25 protein-coding genes are annotated in these 20,469 nt (G+C 64.0%); 12 read left to right on the top strand and 13 right to left on the bottom strand.

The window, feature by feature from the left end:
* Positions 1–17 precede the first annotated feature (17 nt).
* The 4 genes from rfbC to rfbA are packed head-to-tail and all read left to right on the top strand — an operon-like array spanning position 18 to position 3,356.
* Complete coding sequence (gene rfbC / locus FNJ84_RS02020) at positions 18–578, top strand: dTDP-4-dehydrorhamnose 3,5-epimerase (protein WP_143791234.1); 561 nt, start codon at positions 18–20, stop codon at positions 576–578.
* On the top strand, positions 575–1,612 hold the full coding sequence (rfbB, locus tag FNJ84_RS02015) for a dTDP-glucose 4,6-dehydratase (RefSeq protein ID WP_143791233.1): 1,038 nt from the start codon (positions 575–577) through the stop codon (positions 1,610–1,612). Before rfbC ends, rfbB begins: the two co-directional genes overlap by 4 nt.
* The gene (gene rfbD / locus FNJ84_RS02010; RefSeq protein WP_143791232.1) at positions 1,612–2,469 is read left to right on the top strand and encodes a dTDP-4-dehydrorhamnose reductase; all 858 of its coding nucleotides are present in this window, start codon (positions 1,612–1,614) and stop codon (positions 2,467–2,469) included. The genes rfbB and rfbD overlap by 1 nt, the downstream gene beginning before the upstream one ends.
* Positions 2,466–3,356 carry a glucose-1-phosphate thymidylyltransferase RfbA gene (rfbA, locus tag FNJ84_RS02005; protein ID WP_143791231.1) on the top strand — a complete coding sequence of 297 codons (891 nt, stop codon included), beginning with the start codon at positions 2,466–2,468 and terminating at the stop codon, positions 3,354–3,356. Before rfbD ends, rfbA begins: the two co-directional genes overlap by 4 nt.
* A gap of 7 nt (positions 3,357–3,363) precedes the next feature.
* On the opposite strand, the gene FNJ84_RS02000 is transcribed toward rfbA, so the two are convergent.
* The 10 genes from FNJ84_RS02000 to FNJ84_RS01955 all read right to left on the bottom strand — a co-directional run bounded on the left by FNJ84_RS02000 (position 3,364) and on the right by FNJ84_RS01955 (position 8,970).
* Positions 3,364–4,305, bottom strand: coding sequence for a glycosyltransferase (locus tag FNJ84_RS02000; protein WP_143791230.1), 942 nt, complete (start codon positions 4,303–4,305; stop codon positions 3,364–3,366).
* 116 nt (positions 4,306–4,421) lie between these two features.
* Positions 4,422–4,919: a hypothetical protein gene (locus FNJ84_RS01995; RefSeq protein WP_143791229.1), complete on the bottom strand. Its 498-nt coding sequence runs from the start codon at positions 4,917–4,919 to the stop codon at positions 4,422–4,424.
* A gap of 12 nt (positions 4,920–4,931) precedes the next feature.
* The gene (gene flgH / locus FNJ84_RS01990) at positions 4,932–5,657 is read right to left on the bottom strand and encodes a flagellar basal body L-ring protein FlgH (RefSeq protein ID WP_143791228.1); all 726 of its coding nucleotides are present in this window, start codon (positions 5,655–5,657) and stop codon (positions 4,932–4,934) included.
* An 8-nt stretch (positions 5,658–5,665) separates the two neighbouring features.
* Positions 5,666–6,076 carry a flagellar basal body P-ring formation chaperone FlgA gene (gene flgA, locus FNJ84_RS01985; RefSeq protein WP_143791227.1) on the bottom strand — a complete coding sequence of 137 codons (411 nt, stop codon included), beginning with the start codon at positions 6,074–6,076 and terminating at the stop codon, positions 5,666–5,668.
* Positions 6,076–6,861: a flagellar basal-body rod protein FlgG gene (flgG, locus tag FNJ84_RS01980; RefSeq protein WP_143791226.1), complete on the bottom strand. Its 786-nt coding sequence runs from the start codon at positions 6,859–6,861 to the stop codon at positions 6,076–6,078. Before flgG ends, flgA begins: the two co-directional genes overlap by 1 nt.
* 11 nt (positions 6,862–6,872) lie before the next feature.
* Positions 6,873–7,589: a flagellar hook-basal body complex protein gene (locus tag FNJ84_RS01975; protein WP_143791225.1), complete on the bottom strand. Its 717-nt coding sequence runs from the start codon at positions 7,587–7,589 to the stop codon at positions 6,873–6,875.
* Between the two features lie 3 nt (positions 7,590–7,592).
* On the bottom strand, positions 7,593–7,859 hold the full coding sequence (locus FNJ84_RS01970; RefSeq protein WP_143791224.1) for a flagellar biosynthetic protein FliQ: 267 nt from the start codon (positions 7,857–7,859) through the stop codon (positions 7,593–7,595).
* 9 nt (positions 7,860–7,868) lie between these two features.
* A complete protein-coding gene (gene fliE / locus FNJ84_RS01965; protein ID WP_143791223.1) occupies positions 7,869–8,168 on the bottom strand; it encodes a flagellar hook-basal body complex protein FliE in 300 nt (99 codons plus the stop codon).
* Between the two features lie 11 nt (positions 8,169–8,179).
* Positions 8,180–8,572, bottom strand: coding sequence for a flagellar basal body rod protein FlgC (flgC, locus tag FNJ84_RS01960; protein WP_143791222.1), 393 nt, complete (start codon positions 8,570–8,572; stop codon positions 8,180–8,182).
* Positions 8,573–8,583: 11 nt separating this feature from the next.
* Positions 8,584–8,970: a FlgB family protein gene (locus FNJ84_RS01955; RefSeq protein ID WP_143791221.1), complete on the bottom strand. Its 387-nt coding sequence runs from the start codon at positions 8,968–8,970 to the stop codon at positions 8,584–8,586.
* A gap of 98 nt (positions 8,971–9,068) precedes the next feature.
* Between FNJ84_RS01955 and FNJ84_RS01950 the strand changes: the two genes are divergently transcribed.
* Together FNJ84_RS01950 and FNJ84_RS01945 are read left to right on the top strand one after the other, a co-directional pair.
* Positions 9,069–10,406: a FliI/YscN family ATPase gene (locus FNJ84_RS01950; RefSeq protein WP_143791220.1), complete on the top strand. Its 1,338-nt coding sequence runs from the start codon at positions 9,069–9,071 to the stop codon at positions 10,404–10,406.
* Between the two features lie 116 nt (positions 10,407–10,522).
* Positions 10,523–11,254, top strand: a complete 732-nt coding sequence (locus tag FNJ84_RS01945) for a Crp/Fnr family transcriptional regulator (RefSeq protein ID WP_143791219.1) — start codon at positions 10,523–10,525, stop codon at positions 11,252–11,254.
* A 31-nt stretch (positions 11,255–11,285) separates the two neighbouring features.
* Here FNJ84_RS01945 and FNJ84_RS01940 read toward each other — a convergent pair whose 3' ends face one another.
* Positions 11,286–12,110 carry an extensin family protein gene (locus FNJ84_RS01940; RefSeq protein WP_143791218.1) on the bottom strand — a complete coding sequence of 275 codons (825 nt, stop codon included), beginning with the start codon at positions 12,108–12,110 and terminating at the stop codon, positions 11,286–11,288.
* Positions 12,107–13,381, bottom strand: a complete 1,275-nt coding sequence (locus FNJ84_RS01935) for a L,D-transpeptidase (protein ID WP_143791217.1) — start codon at positions 13,379–13,381, stop codon at positions 12,107–12,109. The genes FNJ84_RS01940 and FNJ84_RS01935 overlap by 4 nt, the downstream gene beginning before the upstream one ends.
* Positions 13,382–13,660: 279 nt before the next feature.
* Here FNJ84_RS01935 and FNJ84_RS01930 point away from each other — a divergent pair, with 279 nt between their 5' ends.
* Positions 13,661–14,062, top strand: coding sequence for a PaaI family thioesterase (locus FNJ84_RS01930; RefSeq protein ID WP_143791216.1), 402 nt, complete (start codon positions 13,661–13,663; stop codon positions 14,060–14,062).
* 51 nt (positions 14,063–14,113) lie between these two features.
* Here FNJ84_RS01930 and FNJ84_RS01925 read toward each other — a convergent pair whose 3' ends face one another.
* Positions 14,114–14,869, bottom strand: coding sequence for a GntR family transcriptional regulator (locus FNJ84_RS01925; protein ID WP_185968390.1), 756 nt, complete (start codon positions 14,867–14,869; stop codon positions 14,114–14,116).
* Between the two features lie 214 nt (positions 14,870–15,083).
* Here FNJ84_RS01925 and FNJ84_RS01920 point away from each other — a divergent pair, with 214 nt between their 5' ends.
* The 5 genes from FNJ84_RS01920 to FNJ84_RS01900 all read left to right on the top strand — a co-directional run bounded on the left by FNJ84_RS01920 (position 15,084) and on the right by FNJ84_RS01900 (position 20,379).
* The gene (locus FNJ84_RS01920; RefSeq protein ID WP_143791214.1) at positions 15,084–16,295 is read left to right on the top strand and encodes an MFS transporter; all 1,212 of its coding nucleotides are present in this window, start codon (positions 15,084–15,086) and stop codon (positions 16,293–16,295) included.
* Between the two features lie 2 nt (positions 16,296–16,297).
* Positions 16,298–18,055, top strand: a complete 1,758-nt coding sequence (locus tag FNJ84_RS01915) for a glycosyl transferase family 90 (RefSeq protein WP_143791213.1) — start codon at positions 16,298–16,300, stop codon at positions 18,053–18,055.
* Complete coding sequence (locus tag FNJ84_RS01910; RefSeq protein ID WP_143791212.1) at positions 18,052–18,531, top strand: ureidoglycolate lyase; 480 nt, start codon at positions 18,052–18,054, stop codon at positions 18,529–18,531. Before FNJ84_RS01915 ends, FNJ84_RS01910 begins: the two co-directional genes overlap by 4 nt.
* Complete coding sequence (locus FNJ84_RS01905) at positions 18,528–19,160, top strand: ribonuclease HII (protein ID WP_143791211.1); 633 nt, start codon at positions 18,528–18,530, stop codon at positions 19,158–19,160. Before FNJ84_RS01910 ends, FNJ84_RS01905 begins: the two co-directional genes overlap by 4 nt.
* A gap of 88 nt (positions 19,161–19,248) precedes the next feature.
* Positions 19,249–20,379, top strand: a complete 1,131-nt coding sequence (locus tag FNJ84_RS01900) for a site-specific DNA-methyltransferase (RefSeq protein WP_143791210.1) — start codon at positions 19,249–19,251, stop codon at positions 20,377–20,379.
* Positions 20,380–20,469 lie beyond the last annotated feature (90 nt).

Below are 20,469 nucleotides of genomic sequence, written 5' to 3'. Positions count from 1 at the left end.
AGTGACAGGTGAGATGCATGCAGATTGACCCGACCAGCCTTCCCGGCGTTCTGATCCTGACCCCGGCGCGTCACGGCGACGACCGGGGCTTTTTCTCGGAAAGCTGGAACCGCAGGACGCTGCGCGAGGCAGGCGTTGAACTGCCCGAATTCGTCCAGGACAATCATTCCCTGTCGCGCCAGACCGGCACGCTGCGCGGGCTGCACTATCAGGCGCCGCCCCATGCCCAGGGCAAGCTGGTGCGTTGCGGGCGGGGCAGCCTGCTGGATGTCGCCGTCGATGCGCGGCGGGGCAGCCCAACCTATGGCAAATGGGTCGGGGTCGAGCTGTCCTTCGAAAATGGCCGTCAGCTTTGGGTGCCCGCCGGTTTCCTGCATGGCTTTGTCACGCGCGAACCAGATACCGAAATCGTCTATAAGTGCACCGACCATTATGACCGGGCCAGCGATGGCGCTGTGCGTTGGGATACGGTCGGCGCCGATTGGGGCGTCGATCTGCCCTTTTTGTCCGACAAGGACCGCGACGCCCCCGCCTTCGATCAGTGGGAATCGCCCTTTGACTACAAGGATTTCCAATGAAACTGCTTGTTACCGGCGGGGCGGGCTTCATCGGTTCGGCCGTGGTGCGGCTGGCCGTTGCACGCGGGCACGAGGTCGTCAATCTGGACGCGCTGACCTATGCCGCCAATCTGGAAAACGTGGCCCCGGTCGCCGACAGCAACCATTACAGCTTTGAACAGGCCGATATTCGTGACCGTCAGGCGCTGGATCGGATATTTGCCGCCCATAACCCCGATGTGGTGATGCATCTGGCCGCCGAAAGCCATGTCGACCGGTCCATCGACGGGCCGGGTGCCTTTGTCGAAACGAATATCCTGGGCACCTATAACCTGCTGGAGGCCGCGCGCGCGAACTGGCTGGCACGCGGGAAACCCGTTGGTTTCCGCTTCCACCATATTTCGACCGACGAGGTCTTCGGTTCCCTGGGCGAGACCGGGCAGTTCACCGAAACCACGCCCTATGACCCGCGCAGCCCCTATTCGGCCAGCAAGGCGGGGTCGGACCATCTGGTCCGCGCCTGGCACGAGACCTATGGCCTGCCGGTGGTGCTGACCAATTGTTCCAACAATTACGGCCCCTACCACTTCCCCGAAAAGCTGGTGCCGGTGGTCATTCTGAAGGCATTGGCGGGCGAGCCCATCCCGGTCTATGGCGATGGCGGAAATATCCGCGACTGGCTGTATGTCGAGGACCACGCCGACGCGCTGTTGCTGGTGGCCGAAAAGGGCGAAACCGGCCGCAGCTATAATATCGGTGGCGAGAACGAGGCCACGAATATCGACCTCGTCCGTACCATCTGCGCGCATATGGACCGGATGAACCCCGCCGGCGCGCCGCATGACCGGCTGATCACCTTCGTCACCGACCGGCCCGGCCATGACCGGCGCTATGCCATCGACCCGACGCGAATCCGCGACGAACTGGGCTGGCGGCCCTCGGTCACGGTCGAAGAGGGGCTGCGCCGCACTGTCGAATGGTATCTGGCCAATCGCGACTGGTGGCAGCCGCTGCTGTCGCGTGATGGAGTGGGTAAACGTTTGGGGCAGGGCTGATGGACGGATTGCTGATCTTTGGCCAGACCGGACAGGTGGCGCGGGAACTGGCGCGGCTGGCCCCCGATGCGCGCTTTCTGGGCCGCGATCAGGCTGATCTGACAGACCCGGCGGCCTGTGCTGCGGCGATCACGGGCAGCGATTGCCGCGTGGTCGTCAATGCCGCCGCATATACGGCCGTGGACAAGGCCGAGGCCGATGCGGACACCGCGCGGCTGGTCAATGCAGCCGCCCCCGCCGCCATGGCCCGCGCGGCGGCGGCAAAGGGGGTGCCCTTCCTGCATGTCTCGACCGATTACGTCTTTGATGGCTCGGGCGATCAGCCCCGCGCCGAGGATGCGCCGACCGCGCCTTTGGGTGTCTATGGCGCAACCAAGCTGGCGGGCGAGGCAGGCGTGGCCGAGGCCGGCGGTCAATGGGCGGTGATGCGGACATCCTGGGTGTTTTCCGCCCATGGCGCGAATTTCGTGAAAACCATGCTGCGTCTTGGGGCGGAACGCGACCGGCTGACCATCGTGGCCGACCAGATCGGCGGGCCGACCCCGGCGGCCGATATCGCGGGTGCGCTGCTGTCCATGGCCGGGCAGATGATTGCCGACCCGGCCAAGGGCGGGCTTTACCATTTCTCGGGTGGTCCCGATGCCAGCTGGGCCGACTTCGCGCGTGCGATCTTTGACCAGCCAGGGCTGACCTGCGAGGTCGCCGATATTCCCAGCAGTGACTATCCGACACCTGCGCGCCGTCCGCTGAATTCGCGACTGGACTGCCGCCGCATCGGCGCCGATTTTGGCATCGACCGCCCCGATTGGCGGCAGGGTCTGGCCCGCGTTCTGACCGAACTGAAGGAAACGACATGACCGATCGCAAGGGCATCATCCTGGCCGGTGGCTCTGGCACACGGCTTTACCCCATCACCATGGGGGTCTCGAAACAGCTTCTTCCGGTTTATGACAAGCCGATGGTCTATTACCCGATTTCGGTGCTGATGCTGGCCGGCATCCGAGAGATCGCCATCATCACCACGCCCGAGGATCAGGCGCAGTTTCAGCGTCTGCTGGGCGATGGCACGCAATGGGGTCTGCGTTTCGAATGGATCGTGCAGCCCAGCCCCGACGGGCTGGCCCAAGCCTATCTGCTGGCCCGCGATTTTCTGGCCGGTTCACCATCGGCCATGGTGCTGGGCGACAACATCTTTTTCGGCCACGGCCTCAGCGAGGCACTGGCCGATGCCGATGCCAAGCAGGTCGGCGGCACGGTCTTTGGCTATCGGGTGGTCGACCCGGAACGCTATGGGGTCGTGGATTTCGACGCTGACGGCAATGTCAGGTCTATCATCGAAAAGCCGAAAGTTCCGCCCTCGAATTATGCCGTCACGGGGCTGTATTTCCTTGACGGCACCGCGCCCGATCGTGCGGCGCTGATCACGCCCTCGGATCGTGGCGAGCTGGAAATCACCTCGCTGCTGGAAACCTATCTGGCCGATGGGCTGCTGACGGTGCAGAAGATGGGGCGTGGTTATGCCTGGCTGGATACCGGCACCCATGGCAGCCTGCTGGATGCCGGGAATTTCGTGCGCACGCTGGAGCGCCGTCAGGGGTTGCAGACCGGCAGCCCCGAGGAAATCGCCTTCGAGCAGGGCTGGATCGACGCCGATCAACTGGCCGAACGCGCTGCGCTGTTCGCCAAGAATGAATACGGCGCCTATATGAACCGCCTGCTGGCCGAACGGCGCGAACACGAGTGATCGCAGCCTAGCCGCGCTGCCGCAACCGGCCCATGGCGGCGGCGGCCATCAGCGCCGCATTGCCGCCCGCCGTCTGCCGATAAAGACCCAGCCTGCGCAATTCGCGCAGGGCGGCAGGGCCGGGCAGATCCAGCATTCGCCTGAAACGCGCAAGAATATCGCGATTTTCGGGGCTTAGCAGGGGCGCGCCCTCTGTCAGCGCTGCGGTATTGGCGGTCAGCCAGTCGCCATATTCGCCCTGCATCAGCATTCCCATCCGCCGCAACATGCCGCGCGGAGTGTCATTGCGCCCCATCACATTATTGTCGTGCTGGCGATACAGCAGCACCGGCTCGGCATCGAAGATCACCGTGCCGCCCGCGCCGCTGACCAGCTGATAGGCCCACCAGTCATGCGCCGGCAGATCATGGCGCATGGCAGCTTGCACACCCCGCTTCAGCAGCGCGGCGGCGGCAAGGTTGAAGACGCTGCTGTTGCCGGGCGTGCAGGCCTGGACCAACGCATTCCTGAAGCCGTGGGGTCGCTTGAACAGGCGCGAGGGCTGGCGGTTCTGCAAGGCCTGATCGCAGATCAGCGTGCGGGCGCAATAGAGGGTTGGCCCTTCGGCATCTGCCAGCTGCGTCATGGCCCGCGTCATCTTGTGTGGCAGCCAGACATCGTCCTGATCCGAAAAGGCCAGCGGCACGCCATCGGGGGCCTGATCCACAAGATGCAGAAAATTTCGTGTCGGTCCGGCGCGCGGCCCGTCGATCAACTGCACCCGATCTGCCCCCATGCGATCACGGAAGCCCGCGCAGATCACCCTGCTGTCATCATCAGACCCGTCATCCGAGATGATCAGCCGCCATTCCCGATGATCCTGCATGGCGAAACTGTCCAACTGCTGGGCCAGATGCGCACCACCATCATAGACGGCCATGAGGATGGTAACGGGGGCAAGGTCGGGCATGGATAGAAGGTCCGCGATTTCTGACGTCCATTGCCCGTTCCCGGACCGATTTGCAATCAGGGCAGGGGATAATCGTCCCATGGCCCGACCACCTGCCGGAAACCGTGGCCCCCGGCTTACCTGTCCGAACGGGCCAGGTCCTCGATCAAAACGGCATGCGCATCGGCCCCTGCCACCTTGGTCGCCGTAGTCAGCAGCGATTCGCGCAACTGCTGCATCTTCGGATCAGCCGTGTAGTTCCCTGCAAAACCGCCTGTATTCGCGTGGATAATCAGGCTGCGCAGCAAGGCGTCGCGCAGCCGATGCTCTTGTGCCTCGATCGCGGGTTTGCCCTTTTCGGTGGTTTCGACCGTCAGCGTCAGTACCATCATGCCGTCGATCTCGCCGCGCCGGACGATAGGTACGAAGAACTGGTTCGGAAACTTGAACCAGGCTGCGGGGCTGACATCCTTTTCCGGGGCGCTTGCTGTCTTTTCACCCGTTTCACCATCAAGGGACGGGCCGTCTTCTGCATCCGCGGTCGCTTCGGGTTGGCGCACCATCAGGTTTCCTGCGGCCGCCCCGCCCAGCAGCGCAAGGACCGGCACGGCCCAGATCAGTCGCTTCGTGTTCATTCTGCCCCTTCCTCAATATGGCAGGACGATATCGGCGATCTGCTGACCATAGCGTGGCTGCTGCACATCGGTGATCTGGCCGCGACCGCCATAGGAAATGCGCGCACCGGCGATCCGGTCATAGGCGATCTCGTTTCGGCCGCTGATATCTGACGGACGAACAAAGCCACTGACCGTCAACTCGCGCAGTTCAAAGTTCACCCGCACTTCCTGGCTGCCCTGAATGTGCAGCACGCCATTGGGCAGCGTATCCAGAACGGTTGCAGCAACCCGCAGCGTCAGCTTGTCACGCCGCGAGATATTGCCTTCACCCGAATAGCTGGTCGAGGATTTGGCATCGACCATATCCGCCATGCTCGCACCTTCCGGCAGGCGCTGGTCGATACGCTGCGGCAGGCCGGCCAGCGCCGGGATGCCCACCTTGTCACCCGCACTGCGCGAGCGTTCCGAACTGTTCGAGATTTCGGCCCTGTCGTCGATTTCGATCACGACGGTCAGGATATCGCCCCGCATCGTGGCCCGACGATCCGCCACAAGCGAGGCCGATTGCCCCGACCACAGCGACGCCGCCGATTCCGGGCGCCCCGATGTGCGCGGCATGATCAATGGCGGCTCGGTCATGGCGACAAACTCGGCACTTTGGCGCGGCGGGCTGATTTCGGGGGCGCGGCCCAGATCGGCGGCGCGACCGCAGGCCGTCAATGCGATCAGCAGAATGACGATAGAAAGTTTTTTCATTGGATTCCTCAGCGGGTGATTCGCAGGGTGCCGTCGGGTGCGACCAAGGCGCTGACGGTCTGGCGCGAACTGAGATTCATGACCGGAATCATGTCGCCGGCCGAACCCTCGGACAGGGCGCGGCCGCTGATTTCGATGCGCAGCGACCCCTGACTGAAGACCAGCGGCACGATCTGGTTACGCGCAACCAGCCGCGGTGCCCGCAATTGCGTGGCCGCGACCGGCCTGCCGGCATAAATGGTGATGCGCGTTTGCTGGCCGATCAGCGCGTCGGCATCCGCCATATCGGCATCGGGAGGCAGGACCAGATCGGCAGGGCCGATGATCGTGCCCGCAGGCAAGGTGCGGCTGGCACTGACCGGGGCGGAAAGGGCCTGAAGGGGCCAGCACAGGGCGATGATAACGACGAGAAACCGCATCACCGCACCTGCACCGTGGCGCCCAGCATCTGATCGGCTGCGGTAATCACCTTGGCGTTCAATTCGTAGCCGCGCTGCGCCTTGATCAGCTCGGTGATCTCGCGCACCGCATCGACAGAGCTTTCTTCAAGATAGCCCTGCCGCAATGTTCCCAGCCCGTCCTGTCCGGGCGTTGCCACCGCAGGTGCGCCCGAAGCACCTGTTTCAAGAAACAGGTTCGAGCCGATTGCCTCCAGCCCTTTTTCGTTGGTGAAATTCGCCAGGGTGAACTGGCCCAGCAGTTCGGGTTCGACCTGATCGTTGAAATAGGCGTGGACTTCGCCAGCAGCATTGATGCTGATCGAGCGGGCATCGTCGGGAATCACGATTTCGGGGGCGACGGCATGGCCGTCCGAGGTGACGATCAACCCATCGGCCGAGCGTTTAAGCCCGCCATCGCGCGTATAGGCCGAGATACCCGAGGGCAACACCACCTCAAGATAGCCGTCGCCCTCGATTGCGACATCCAGATCGCCGCCGGTCGCCGTCAGCGAGCCCTGTTGCAGGTTTACGGTCACGGCGGTCGGGCGCACGCCCAGGCCCAGCTGAACGCCAGCGGGAATGACAGTGCCATCCGAGGCGGCGATGCTGCCGGGGCGCGTTGCCTGTTGATAATGCAGGTCCGCGAATTCGGCGCGGCGGGCGTTATAGCCGGTGGTCGACATGTTCGCGAGGTTGTTCGAGATCACCTCGACGCGGGTTTGCTGCGCGCTCATGCCGGTGGCGGCGATTTGCAATGCTCTCATGATGGGGCCTTTCAGCGGGACATGGCGGTGATGACCGAGCGGATCCGCTGATCCTCGCGGTCCAGGAAGGACTGGCCCAACTCATAGGCGCGCTGGACCTCGATCATGCGGCTGATCTCGAACACGGGGTCGACGTTGGATTCCTCAAGAAAGCCCTGGCGGACAGCGCCCTGTTCGGCGGGCAGCAACTCGCCCTGAAAGGCGAACTGGGTGCCGCCCTGATGGGTCAGGTCCGTGTTCTCGGGGGCGATGAAGACGCCAACACGCGCGAAGGGCTGGCCATTGGCCGACAGCGTGCCGTCGGCTCCGACGGCAATCCTGCCCGCGCCGGCCGGGATGATGATCGGCGCCTCGCCCTCATCCAGCAGGCGATGGCCATCGGCGGTCATCAACTCGCCCTCGGCCGAGGGGATAAAGGCACCGGCGCGCGTCAGGCGGTTGCCCTCGGGTGTTTCGACCATGAAGAAGCCTTCGCCCTCGATGGCCATGTCGAAATCGCCGTTGGTCTGGGTCATCACTGCCTGGCGCAGGTCGACCAGGCGTCCGCGCGCATCGGCCATCGACAGCGCCTCGCCCTGCCGGTCCAGGCGCGTCAGGTGCTCGGCAAAGATGACACCTTCGCGGCGAAAGCCGGTGGTATTGGCATTGGCGATGTTGTTGGCGACAACGCGCATTTCGCGCATCAGGCCGGATTGCCGCGTCAGCGCGGCATAGATGCCGTTATCCATGTATCAGCCCCCTGCAATCAGCGGGATGATCTGGCCGGTATAGAAATCGGACAGGGCCGTGGTCATGAAGCTCATCGTGACCCAGAAAACGGCCAGCATCAGCCCGACCTTGGGCACGAAGGTGATGGTCATTTCCTGCACCGAGGTCAGCGCCTGGAACAGCCCGATCACCACGCCGGCAACCAGCGCCACACCCAGCATCGGGGCCGAGATGCGAACCGCTACAAGCAGCGCCTGGCGCATCATGTCGAAAAGGATCAGCTCGTTCATGATCAGCCCTCAGACCGGCATCCGCAGGATTTCCTGATAGGCCTCGACGACCTTGTCGCGGATGGCGACAACGGTTTCCAAGGCCAGTTCCGCCTCGGCCAGCGATTGCACCAGCTGATGCGTTTCGACCTGGCCGGTCATCGCACCGGTCGCGGCGGCATCGCCCTTTTCCATCACCTGCACGAAATCCTGCGCCATGGCGGCGAAATCGGGCCCGTTCGCGGGCTGTGCAGGGCCCGCATTGCCAAGCGGCGAGATGGCATTGCGCGCGGCGGTATAGGCCTGGCTGGCCTGCAAATTCGTAATCATCTGAAATCCTTTCAGCGGCGCAGAATGTCGAGCAGGGTCGAGGTCATCTGTCGGCTTTGTTCGAACATGCGAAGATTTGCTTCATAGCTGCGGCTCGCTTCGCGCGAATCCGCGATTTCGACCACCAGATCGACATTCGACCCGTCGTAATAGCCGTTCTCATCGGCCATCGGATGCGCCGGATCGAAGATGCGCGGCAACGCGGTCTGGTCCAGCATTGCCGCCGAGGCTCGGACTTCACCCGTGGGCCGGCCGAAATCGGCCATCTGGTCAAAGCTGACCAGCTTGCGGCGATAGCCAGGGGTGTCGACATTGGCGATGTTTTCCGACACATGGCGCAGCCGATCAGCCTGGGCCTTCATGCCGGATGCCGCCAGACGCAGGGCAGAGACGGGTTCAGTCATGTCATCCCCCTTCAGGCCCGGCGGCCGATGCTGGTGCGCAGGATATCCAGCGCCGAGCGATAGATGCCGACCGACAGTTCGTGTTCGCCGCGCAGTTGGGCCGTCTTGACCATCTCGGCCTCGATCGAGACGCTGTTGCCATTAGGAGATGGCTGGGCGTCATCGACGGTCACACGCGCCTGGCCACCTGCCCCGAAGGGTGAGGTGATATGACGCGGATCGGTGCCGCGCAGCGCGACCCCGCCTTTGCGATATGTTTCGCTGAACGGCGTCACATCGCGCGCCTGAAAGCCGGGCGTGTCGGCATTGGCGATGTTCCCGGCGACAACCTTTTGCCTCTGGGCCGCGTGATCAGTCATGGCTCGCGCCATCCCGATCAGTTCGATTCGTTCAAACACTGAGGTTTCTCCTCTGTTCTGATAACCCGGTCTTAACCCCAATAGGTTTAGAAACCGTTTCAGCGAGGTCGGTCAGGACAGAAACAAGGGAACGGGGAATGAATAAAATTGACTCAATCATCATGCGGATGCGGCAGCAGCCCTTTGTCACGCATTACGGCCGTGTATCCGAGATCCGCGCCGGGATCGTCGGCATTTCGGGGCTGAGCGGTCGGGCGTCGGTGGGCGATCGCGTCTCGCTGGCGGTGGGTCGACGCCAGGTCGCGGGCGAGGTGGTGGCATTGGCGGCCGATCGCACCAGCGTCCTGGTCGAGGGCAATGTCGACGGGCTGTCAATCGGGATCGAGGCGGAATTGATCAGCGCCCCCGAGATCGCGCCGTGCGATGCATGGATCGGGCGTATTGTCGACCCTCTGGGGCAGCCGCTGGATGGTCGGCCACTGCCGCAGGGGCTGGAATCGCGGCCTTATCGCGCGGCTGCGCCGGCGGCGGCCGGGCGGCGCCGGCTTGGCGCGCGGCTGAAAACCGGCCTGGCGGTTCTGGATACGCTGCTGCCGCTGGTTCGGGGACAGCGGATGGGCCTATTTGCGGGGTCGGGCGTGGGCAAATCGACGCTGCTGTCCTCGCTGGCGCGTGGGGTCGAGGCGGATGTCGTCGTCATCGCCATGATCGGCGAACGGGGGCGCGAGCTGCGCGAATTTGTCGAGGAAACACTGGGCGCTGACGGCATGAAGCGGGCCGTTGTCGTGACGGCGACCTCGGACCAGTCGCCGCTGATGCGGCGGCGTTGTGCCTGGGCGGCCATGGCGGTGGCCGAACATTTCCGCGATCAGGGATGCCATGTGCTGTTTCTGGCTGATTCGATCACCCGCTTTGCCGAGGCACATCGCGAGATTGCCCTGTCGGCGGGTGAACAGGCCAGCGACCGGGGATTTCCGCCCTCGACCGCCAATATGATCATGGCATTGGCGGAACGTGCCGGCCCTGGACCCGAAGGTTCGGGCGACATCACCGGCATTTTCAGCGTTCTCGTCGCGGGATCAGATATGGAAGAGCCTATCGCCGATATTCTGCGCGGCGTTCTGGATGGACATGTCATCCTCGATCGGACCATCGCGGAACGCGGGCGCTTTCCGGCGATCGACGTGGTCCGTTCCGTCAGTCGTGCCTTGCCGGCTGCGGCCAGTGATGCCGAGAACCGCCAGATCGCCCATGCTCGCGCGGCCCTGGGGGCCTATGCCGAATCCGAACTGATGATCCGGGCAGGGCTGTATGCGCCCGGATCCGATCCCCGGCTGGACGAGGCGGTCAAGCTGTATCCCCGGCTTGACAGCTTTGTTGCCCTGCGTCGTGACAGCGTGGTCGAAAGCTTTGCGGCGCTGGCCGAGGCCCTTCGCCTGCCGGCCCGCGTCGGCGGCGCTTCGCGCGTCGGATAGGTGGCGGGAAACCCATGTCCGGGTCTGGTGGTTAATCAATGTTAGCTGTCTTTGCCGGGCCATTGCACCGGTCAGGGCGATTTGCAACTGTCCGCCGGTTCTTGAAGGGGGTCCGAATGGCCATCACCGAATATTTCATCCGCTATCTGCAACGGCGTGATGAAATTGGCGACAAAGACCTTGCCCGGCTTCGCGCGATGAAGACCGAGCATGTCAGCTTTGCCCCCGGCGAAGTCATCGTGCCCGTGGAACGGATCGCCCGCCGCAGTTGCATGATGCTGCAAGGCATGTCCGCGCGGTCGCATCAATTGGTCGGGCGCCCGAATGAGCGGGTGATCACGGCCGTCCACGTGCCGGGCGATTTCGTCGATCTGCATGGGTTTGTCTTGGCCGGGCTGGAACATTCGGTCGTCGCCCTTGGTCCGGCCGAGGTCGAGTTCGTCGACCATGATGAATTGATCGACATCACCGAGACCTATCCGCATCTGACCCGGCTGTTGTGGATGGCAACGCTGATTGATGCTGCGGTTCATCGGCAATGGCTTGTTGCGGCAGCTTCGTTGCGGTCCAGCGCGCATCTGGCGCATCTGCTATGCGAGATCTATACCCGGCTTGGTGCGGTGGGTGCGGCCGCGGATCTGCAATTCACCTTGCCACTGCTTCAGCGCGAACTGGCTGATATTCTTGGCTATTCGCCGATCCACATCAACCGGGCGGTGCGCGACCTCAGGGATCGGGGCTTCCTGCGCTGGACCGGAACCGAGGTCGAGATCCTGGACTGGGCCGGCATCAGCCGGCTGGCGCGGTTTGACCCGACCTATCTGGATATGGAGAAGCACCGGCGCTGATCGGGGCGGCGGCAAAGGCCCCATGGGCCGGTTATTGACACAGGCGCCAGCCGCCGTTTCGGGCGGCAAGGTCAAGATGCAGATGGTCGTCATGTGCGGCATTGCTGCCGGGGCCGAGAACGGTGGTGAAATGCAGGCAGGCTGCGCCCCTGATGGCGCGCTGGAATGCCTCGACCAGATCGCCAGAGTCCTGCCGCGGCTGGACCGGGATCGTCTCACCACCATCAAAGGCAAGACCCGCGATGTCGATGGCGTTGCCAAGGGCGTGTTCGGACAGTTTCGGCGCCTCGCCGGTGCCGACCCTGGCGCGGCAATCATAGGTCGTGCCCAGCTGAAGGCCCGAAAGTCGAGGCGATCCGGGCAATCTGCTGGCGGCGGGCTGGACAAAATCCTTCAGCCAGAAACCAAGCGCGCGGGCGGTATCACAGCGCATCGTTGCGCCACCTTCCAGAGCCACGCCCGGCAGAATCTGCGTCACCCGGATGGGCCGCGCGATGCCGCAATCGCCCCGATCGGCATCGGTCAGGGGGGGCAGTTCCTCGTATTCGGTGCCCAGCAGGATCAATGTCACGCGGCAAGCCGCATAGCTCAGATCCGATTCGCGCAAGAGAGGGCGGGTCACTGGCTCTGCGGATGGTGCCGGATCGCGATCCTTCGCGGGTAGTTCCTCTGCGGTGACGTTCCGGGGCCTGTCAGGTGCCGGGATCGGGGCCGGCACAGTCTGGTTCGGCGCGGTCTGTTCCGGCTTTTGGGGCGGCCGGGTCACCTGATCGACGATCCGGTCCTGAGCCGATACGGCAGTTGCCGTCAGGGCAAGTGCGGTTGCGGCCGCTGCAATCGCCGGAAGGATATTCACTGTCCTGCGGTGCCCGTCGCCGTCTGCGGAATCGTGCCGTCACTGAGCGCATTGGAAAGGGCTTCGCTCAGCGCGTCATCGCTGACTGATGCAGGGGCACCGGCGGGGGTGTCGGGTTCGGTCGTGTCCTCGCGGATGGCGGCGGCAGGCAGGGTGGTGGCTGTGACCGCTGCCGGGGCCGAGGTCGCCGTCTCGGTGATGGTGGCTGCGGTGGTGGTTGCGGTGGTCGATGCCGGCAGCATGGCGGGGGTTCCGCCGGTCACGTCGGCGATGGTCACGCCGGGTTCAAGAAACTCGACCGTGGTGACGCCGGGCTTGACCATATTGGCCAGTTCGCGCGCATCCCAGTTGGTCAGCCGCACGCAACCATTCGACTGATTGACGAACAGCTGCGACGGCGTGGGGGTGCCGTGGATGCCATAGGTCGGCTTGGACAGGTCGATCCAGACATTGCCGACAGGTCCGTTGGGGCCGGGCGGAATGGTCAGCACCTTGTCATTGCTGCCCTGTCTGAAATTGACCTTTGGATTATAGGTATAATTGGGATCAAGGGCGATGGTGACGACCCGATGGTTGCCCGCAGGCGAGGGCGTCGCATCCGAACCGACCGTGGCCGGATAGTCGACCACCATTGTCCCCGCCGCATCGTAACCGGCGACGCGGCGGGTGGTCTTGTCGATGATGATCCGCGTCACCTGCGCCTTGATCGGGCTTGCGGGCGCAGCGACCTTGATAGTGGCGCCGGGGGTCAGGGCGATGCCGGGATTCAGGAAGGCGATGAACTTTTCATCCATGTGAAACCGCTCGCCCAGCTTTTCGGCGACACTGGTATAGCCAAGCGTCGCCATCTGCGCCTTTTCGGCGTAATCGGCGGGGATGCTGGCCACCAGCCCCTCGGCATCGGCATGTGTAATGGTGTAGTCGGTGGTGATCGGCTGCGTCGCATAGGGCAGCAGCAGATCCCAGACCGCCGCATCAAGAACGCCATCCACCGGCAACCCGGCGCGACGCTCGAATGCGCGGATCGCGCTTTCGCTCATCCCGCCCTTGAAGCCGTCAATGACCCCCGGCGAGGTCCCCGAGCGATCCAGCAGGACCTGCACCTTGGCCGTCAGCGCCGATTGCCCGGCTGGCAGGTCTGTGCCTGTGAAAGTCGCCGCCTCGATTTCGGCAGTCCCGAATTTCTGGGCAGTGGCCTGCGTGGCCATGGCGGTGGTGGCCAGCAGGCCGGTGATCAGCGTGGCAAACAGAGAGGCAGGGCGCAGGGTCATTCAGGTCTCCGGTCTTGGCGGGCTTCAACATCGGCTTTTCGGCGTGATTTCACCAGTGGGCCCGATGTAAATTCTGGCGAGGTCGCGAAAGCGTGTTGGCGATCAGGCAATGCAGGTCGGCTGGCCCGTGACGATGGCGTTCCCCATTCTTGCCGGGCTTGCTTGTTTCGCCATGGTCGGCATTCTGGTGCTGATCGCCCCTATCGACCAGAAACGAGACGCCTGCATGACACAATCCCCCCGCCCGTCGAATTGCCCCGCCAGCAGGACCCCACGGCCATGAGCCAACTGATCCGTGATGAGACCGGGGCGCAGCGGTTGTTGGGCTATGTTCTGGATGTCGCACGCGGTGACGGGCGGGCGGCGTGCAGTCTGGATCTTGGGCCGCAGCATCTGAACCGCACCGGCATCCTGCATGGCGGGATCGCGACGGCCATGCTGGACAATGCGATGGGGGCCACGGCAAGCCTGACCGTGGACGAAACCGGTCGCCATCCGTTTTCAACCATCACGCTGACGGTGAACTTTCTTGCCCCTGGCCGGCCCGGCCGGATCGAGGCCCTGGGGCAGGTCACGGGCGGCGGTCGCTCGACCCTGTTTCTGGACGGGGTGCTGACGCATCAGGACGGCACGGTCATTGCCCGCGCAACGGGTGTTTTCCGAAAGACAAGGCAGGGCTGAGCGCCGCGCCGCCGCTTGGATGTCGCGGCTGCGGGGCTGCTGCTGCCTGCGTCAATCCTCGTAGACCAGCCGGTGCCCCGGAGGGAAGAACTGCCGGGAAAAGGCAAGCGGCGTCGTGTTGGCCCAATCGGTCCGCTCGATCGTCAGAACCGGCATTCCCTGTTGCAGTTGCATGGCCTCGGCACAGCGCAGCCCGATGGGCAGAGCCATGATCGAAATCCGGCTGTGACTGGGCCGCGCGACGTGGTCCAGCCATTCCTCGGCCGAGCTTTCGGACAGATCCACCTGCTCCAGCGAAGGCAGTGCCTTGGTATTCAGCCAGGTGGCAAGGCAGCAATAGGGTGCCTGATCGGCCAGGAACAGCCCCTGGACATGGTGGACCACATCGCTGTCCGACAATTGCAGTTGCCGCGCGATATCGGGCGGGGCAGCGACGGCTTCGCTGCGCAGCAGCCGATAGCCGAACTCGGCCCCTTGGGCGCGAATGTCGCTGCGGATTGTCGACACTTCACGACTTGCTTCCAGGCGGGGGGCGGCGGTGACGCGGGTGCCGACCTTGCGCCGCCGTTCGACGATGCCATTATCCGCCAGATCGCGCAGGGCGCGGTTGATGGTCGCCCGCGCACAGCCCCATTCCAGCGCCAGTTGCTTTTCGGTCGGGATCAGCGTCCCGGCCGGCCATTCCTGCGACCGGATACGCAAAAGAACCTCGTTCCTGACGGATTGCCAGGTCGTGGTGCTTCGCCCGGACTGATCCGGGCTGACGCCGCGCAGGCGCGCAACCGCTTTGTCTGACAGCCGACTCATCTGTTGACTTCTTTGTGGCATGGGGTGTTAAGGCCATTGTCCTGAAACCGCTCTTGGCTTGGAAGCTATCCAAAAGATCAGCCAGTCTAAACTTATTTGTTTAGATATGTCGGGACGGCGCCGGATTGGCAGAATGTTGCCGAAAAGCGTTTTCATTCCCCAACCCTGCTGTTAGTCAGCGGCTTACGAGGGGCAGATCCCTACGGGTTTTCCAATGGCAACGACCGGACCGCAGATAGGCGCGCAGGCGCAGGGCACCGCTTGGGCGGTTCTTTGCGCCGTCAGTCTGTGCCACCTGATCAATGACGTCATGCAGTCGATGCTGGCGTCGATCTATCCCTTGCTTCAGGTCGAGTTTTCGCTGGGCTATGCCCAGATCGGGCTGCTCAGCGCGGGTTTCCAGATCACCGCATCGCTGTTGCAGCCTGTGATCGGCGCGGTGACGGATCGGCACCCGCAGCCCAAGTCGCTGCCTTTGGGGATGATCGCGACCATGATCGGGGTCGTGCTGCTGGGCACGGCGCAGAATTACGGCATGCTGCTGACCGGCGCGATGCTGATCGGGGTAGGATCGGCGGTGTTTCATCCCGAAAGCTCGCGCGTGGCGCGAATCGCTTCGGGTGGACGGTTCGGCACCGCGCAGTCGCTGTTCCAGCTGGGCGGAAATTTCGGGCAGTCGATGGGGCCGTTGCTGGCCGCCTTCGTGGTGGTGCCGCTTGGTCGCCCCGCAGTTGCCTGGTTCGCCGTTGCGGCGGCATTGGGGGCGGCGCTGTTGTGGCGGATCGGCGATTGGGCCGAAGGTCGCCGCCGCGCGAACCGCGCCCCGGTCGAAACCGCGCTGCGCCTGCCGCGCCCGGTTGTCATCCGTGCGATCGTCGTGCTGGCGATCCTGGTCTTTACCAAGAATATCTACTCGGCCAGCATGAGCAGCTATCTGACCTTTTTCATCATCGACCGATTTGGCCTTGGCCCGCAGGGGGCGCAGTTGATGCTGTTCCTGTTTCTGGCGGGGATGGCGGCAGGCGTCATGCTGGGCGGGCTGGTTGGCGACAGGATCGGGCCGCTGCGGGTAATCTGGTTCTCGATCCTCGGCGTGCTGCCCTTTACGCTGGCGCTGCCGCATGTGGGGCTGGTGGCGACGGGGCTGCTTTGTGTCGTGATCGGGCTGATCCTGGCTTCTGCCTTCCCGGCCATTGTGGTGTTCGCGCAGGAACTGGTGCCGGGCCGGACCGGGACCATCGCCGGGCTGTTCTTCGGCTTTGCTTTTGGCATGGGGGGGATCGCAGCGGCGATGCTGGGCGTGCTGGCTGATCATACTAGCATTCGCATGGTCTTTCTTGTCTGTTCGGTGCTGCCGGTGCTGGGGCTGTTGACGATTCTGCTGCCGCGACTGCCCAGCCTGGAACGCGGTCGCCACCAGGTCTGAGGATGCCGGTTTTTCTGCATATCAGCCCGGATTGCTGCGGTGAACAGCGGCTGGCGCAGATGTTTCGTCAAAGCGGTTATCAGGCGCTGTGCCACGAAAAGGGGGCCTTGGCATCCGATATCCTGGTCGCGCGTGCAAAGGGCCGCAAACCCTTGCGCGGCCATGGGCAGGTGACGCTGTTCACCGGGCTGCACCGGGTGAACCTGTTCTGGCGTCCACCGCTGGAGGCGTGGCGTGACATTGCCTTTCTGGACCATCATTTCCCCAAGGCCCGCTTCATCCTGACCACACGCGATCCCGATGGCTGGATTCTGGACCGCATGACCGCCGGCAACGGCGCCACCGCGCGCTGCTATGCGCATCATCTGGAACAGCCGATCGAGGCGCTGCCGGATATCTGGCGCCGCGACTGGCAGAGCCATCTTGATGCCGTCGAGGCCCATTTCGGCGATGACCCCCGGCTGATCCGCGTGGATTTGGATCGCCAGAGCCCTGCCGCCTTCAGCGACCGGCTGTCGCCGCTGCTGCCGCGCCCGTTGAAGCGGGCCCCCGACCCCCAGCCCTGGCTGCCCCATCAAGGTGACACGTTGCAACGGCAGCTGGGCACCGCGCTGGATTTGCCACGCCCTGCGCCATCCCGCGACGATCCCGAACTGGTCGAGGATGTGGTTGCCTATTGTCTCAAGGGCGTGGCGGCCGGGGCTGACGGCGATGACCCGGTTCAGGGCGTGTCCGGGCTGTATTGCGAATGGGATGGCGGTGTGCGGGTCGTCACCCAGAATGGTCAGGTCTTGCCCTATGTGATCGGCCCGTTGCCGGGTCGCGACGGGCCGGTGGCGGTCCTGCCCCACCAGCCGGATTTCAAGCGCGCCCGTGCCGAGGGGGTGATCAACGACATCCTGCGTCTTGGTCGCGACGATCCGGTTCGCGTGGACATGCAGGATGTGCGGCGGATGGGATCGCCCGAGGGCAAGCCGATCGGCGTGCCGATCCTGTGCTATAATCGTCGCGCCGGCGCCCGGAATGTCGTGCTGTGGCCGCTGCCCGGCATGCACGAAATCGCCGCGCCGGGCCAGCCCAGTGCCGAAAGCAGTGACCTCATTCCCTTTGAACAGAAACAGGATCTGCTGGTCTGGCGCGGTAATATCTCGGGCGCGGCCGTGGAACGGGCCGGCCTGCGGCGTCAGCCCTCGCATCAGCTGCTGGATGAACTGCGCCAGGCGGGTGATGATGAAACCGCGCAGCAAGCGGCTTTTCGGCGGCTGTGCGACGTGCCGCGCATGGCTTTCCTGCGGCGCTGGATGGATCACCCGGATTTCGACATCGGAATGGTCCTGTCCTGGCGCTATCGCGATCTGACCACGCATCCGCTGCTGGCGCCCTATAGCCGGCCGCGCGTCGGCGGCGATTATTTCAGCCGCTTCCGCTATCAGCTGACGCTGGCGGGTTATGACCACGGATCGAATTTCATCGGGGCCATCAACAGCCAGTCGGTGCTGCTGAAGGAAGAGGACGGCTGGGAGGTCTATTATCTGGGCCGGTTCAAACCCTGGACACATTATATCCCGGTGCAGTTGCATTGCGCCGATCTGGAGGACAAGCTGGCCTGGGCCCGCGCCAATCCCGATCGCTGCATGCAGATGTCCGCCGCCGCGCGGGCCGAGGTGCTGCGCCTGGCCAACCCGCTGGCCCGCCGCCAGATCCTGACCCGCATTCTGGATGGCCTTGCCGCCGCCCGCAGACCCCAAGAGGAAACATGACCACGATCACCGCGCAACCGATCACCGCCGAAGCCTTTGCCCCTTACGGCGAATTGTTGATGCCCCGCGATCGTGCGGACAGGCTGATCAACGCGGGCCGCTGCGAACGCCATCACGCGCTGGCCATGGTCGAACGCCACGGCGGCGAGGCGATCATCTCGATCTTCCGGTCCGAGCCGGTCAGCCTGCCCTATGATTGCGCGCTGCTGGAACGGCATCCGCTTGGCAGCCAGGCCTTCATGCCGCTTGGCCCGGATGCCTGGCTGTCCGTCGTGGCCCCGGACGTGGATGGCAGGCCCGGCGCGCCGCTGGCCTTCATCGTGCCCGCAGGCATGGGGGTGAACCTGCGCGCGGGCGTCTGGCATGGGGTGCTGACGCCCTTGGACCATGCCGCCGATTTTCTGGTCGTCGACCGCGAGGGCGAGGGTGTGAACCTGGAAGAGGTCACCATCAGCCCGGTGACGATCACCGCATGAGCGGCCCGGATTTCAGCTTTGAACAGGCTGCGCTGGCGCGTGGTGCCCATCGCGTCGCTGGCGTGGACGAGGTCGGGCGCGGTCCGCTGGCCGGGCCGGTGACGGCGGCGGCGGTGGTGCTGGACTCCGGCAATATCCCCGAGGGCCTGAACGATTCAAAGAAGCTGACGGCGGCGCGGCGCGGTGCGCTGGCCGAATGGATCATGACCCATTGCGACTGGTCCGCAGCCCATGTCTCGGTCGAGGAAATCGACCGCCTGAACATCCTGCAAGCCTCGCATCTGGCGATGTGCCGCGCCATTGGCGGGCTGCGTCAACCGCCCGATCATGTGCTGGTCGATGGCAATCGCCTGCCACGCGATCTGGCCTTTCCGGCCGAGGCCGTGGTCAAGGGCGATGCCCGATGCCTGACCATCGCGGCGGCCTCGATCGTGGCCAAGGTGTTGCGCGATCGCATCATGGAGGATTTGGCGCAACAATATCCCGGCTATGGCTGGGACGTGAACGCAGGCTACCCGACGCCCGCCCATAAAAAGGCGCTGCTAGATATTGGCGTTACCCCTCATCATAGACGGTCGTTCAAGCCGGTGCACAATATCTTGTGTCGAGATGAAATCTTAACCCGTTGATTCAAAAAAGAATTTGACGCCGAATCGCCGCTGACTCATCATTGCCAACATACAGACCGGCACAAAGTCGGCAGGCAAGGGCAGAGTGATGACGACGACCAAAGACAAACGCGCGGCCTCCGCGCGACCGCTTCCGCTGAACCAGATTCTTGCGGGTGACTGCATCGAGATCATGAATTCGCTGCCCGAGGGCAGCGTTGACCTGATCTTTGCGGACCCGCCCTATAATTTGCAACTTAAAGGCGATCTGCATCGGCCCGACAATTCCAAGGTCGATGCTGTCGATGATCATTGGGACCAGTTTTCCAATTTCGCCGCCTATGACCAATTCAGCCGCGACTGGCTGGCCGCCGCGCGCCGGCTGCTTAAGCCCAATGGCGCGATCTGGGTGATCGGCAGCTATCACAACATTTTCCGCGTGGGCGCCGAGCTTCAGAACCAGGGTTTCTGGATCATGAATGACGTGATCTGGCGCAAGTCGAACCCGATGCCGAATTTCCGGGGCAAGCGCCTGACCAACGCGCATGAGACGATGATCTGGGCCAGCAAGTCCGAGGACAGCAAATACACCTTCAATTACGAGGCGCTGAAATCGCTGAACGAAGGCGTGCAGATGCGATCCGATTGGGTGATCCCGATCTGCAATGGCGGCGAACGGCTGAAGGATGCGCAGGGCGACAAGGCCCATCCGACCCAGAAGCCCGAGGCGCTGCTGCATCGCGTGCTGGTCGGCACGACCAATCCCGGCGATGTGGTGCTGGACCCGTTCTTCGGCACCGGCACGACCGGCGCGGTGGCCAAGATGCTGGGCCGCGACTTCATCGGGATCGAGCGCGAGGAGGCCTATCGCGAGGTCGCCCAGAAGCGCCTGTCCCGCATCCGCAAATTCGACAGCGAAGCCATTGCCACGATCAAGCCCAAGCGCGCCGAACCGCGCGTGCCCTTTGGCCAGGTGATCGAGCGCGGCATGCTGCGTCCGGGCGAGGAACTGTTTTCCATCGGCAACCGCCACAAGGCCAAGGTCCGCGCCGATGGCAGCCTGATCGGCAATGACGTCAAGGGCAGCATCCATCAGGTCGGTGCCGCGCTGGAAGGCGCGCCGTCCTGCAACGGCTGGACCTATTGGCACTTCAAGCGCGAGGGCAAGATGGTCCCCATCGACCTGCTGCGCCAGCAGATCCGCGCCGAGATGGAAGGCGACGAGACCCGCCGCCACTGACCCGATCCACACGTTTCGCCAGCGTTCCGCCCGCCAAGCCGCAGGGCAGGAACGACCTTGCCCCTGCCTCGCTTGTCGCGGCAGGGGCCT

It is taken from the genome of Paracoccus sp. M683 (assembly GCF_007096355.1).
Classification (GTDB): domain Bacteria; phylum Pseudomonadota; class Alphaproteobacteria; order Rhodobacterales; family Rhodobacteraceae; genus Paracoccus.
Note: the sequence above shows the minus strand (reverse complement) of the source record. Positions and strands in the feature narration are given on the sequence as shown.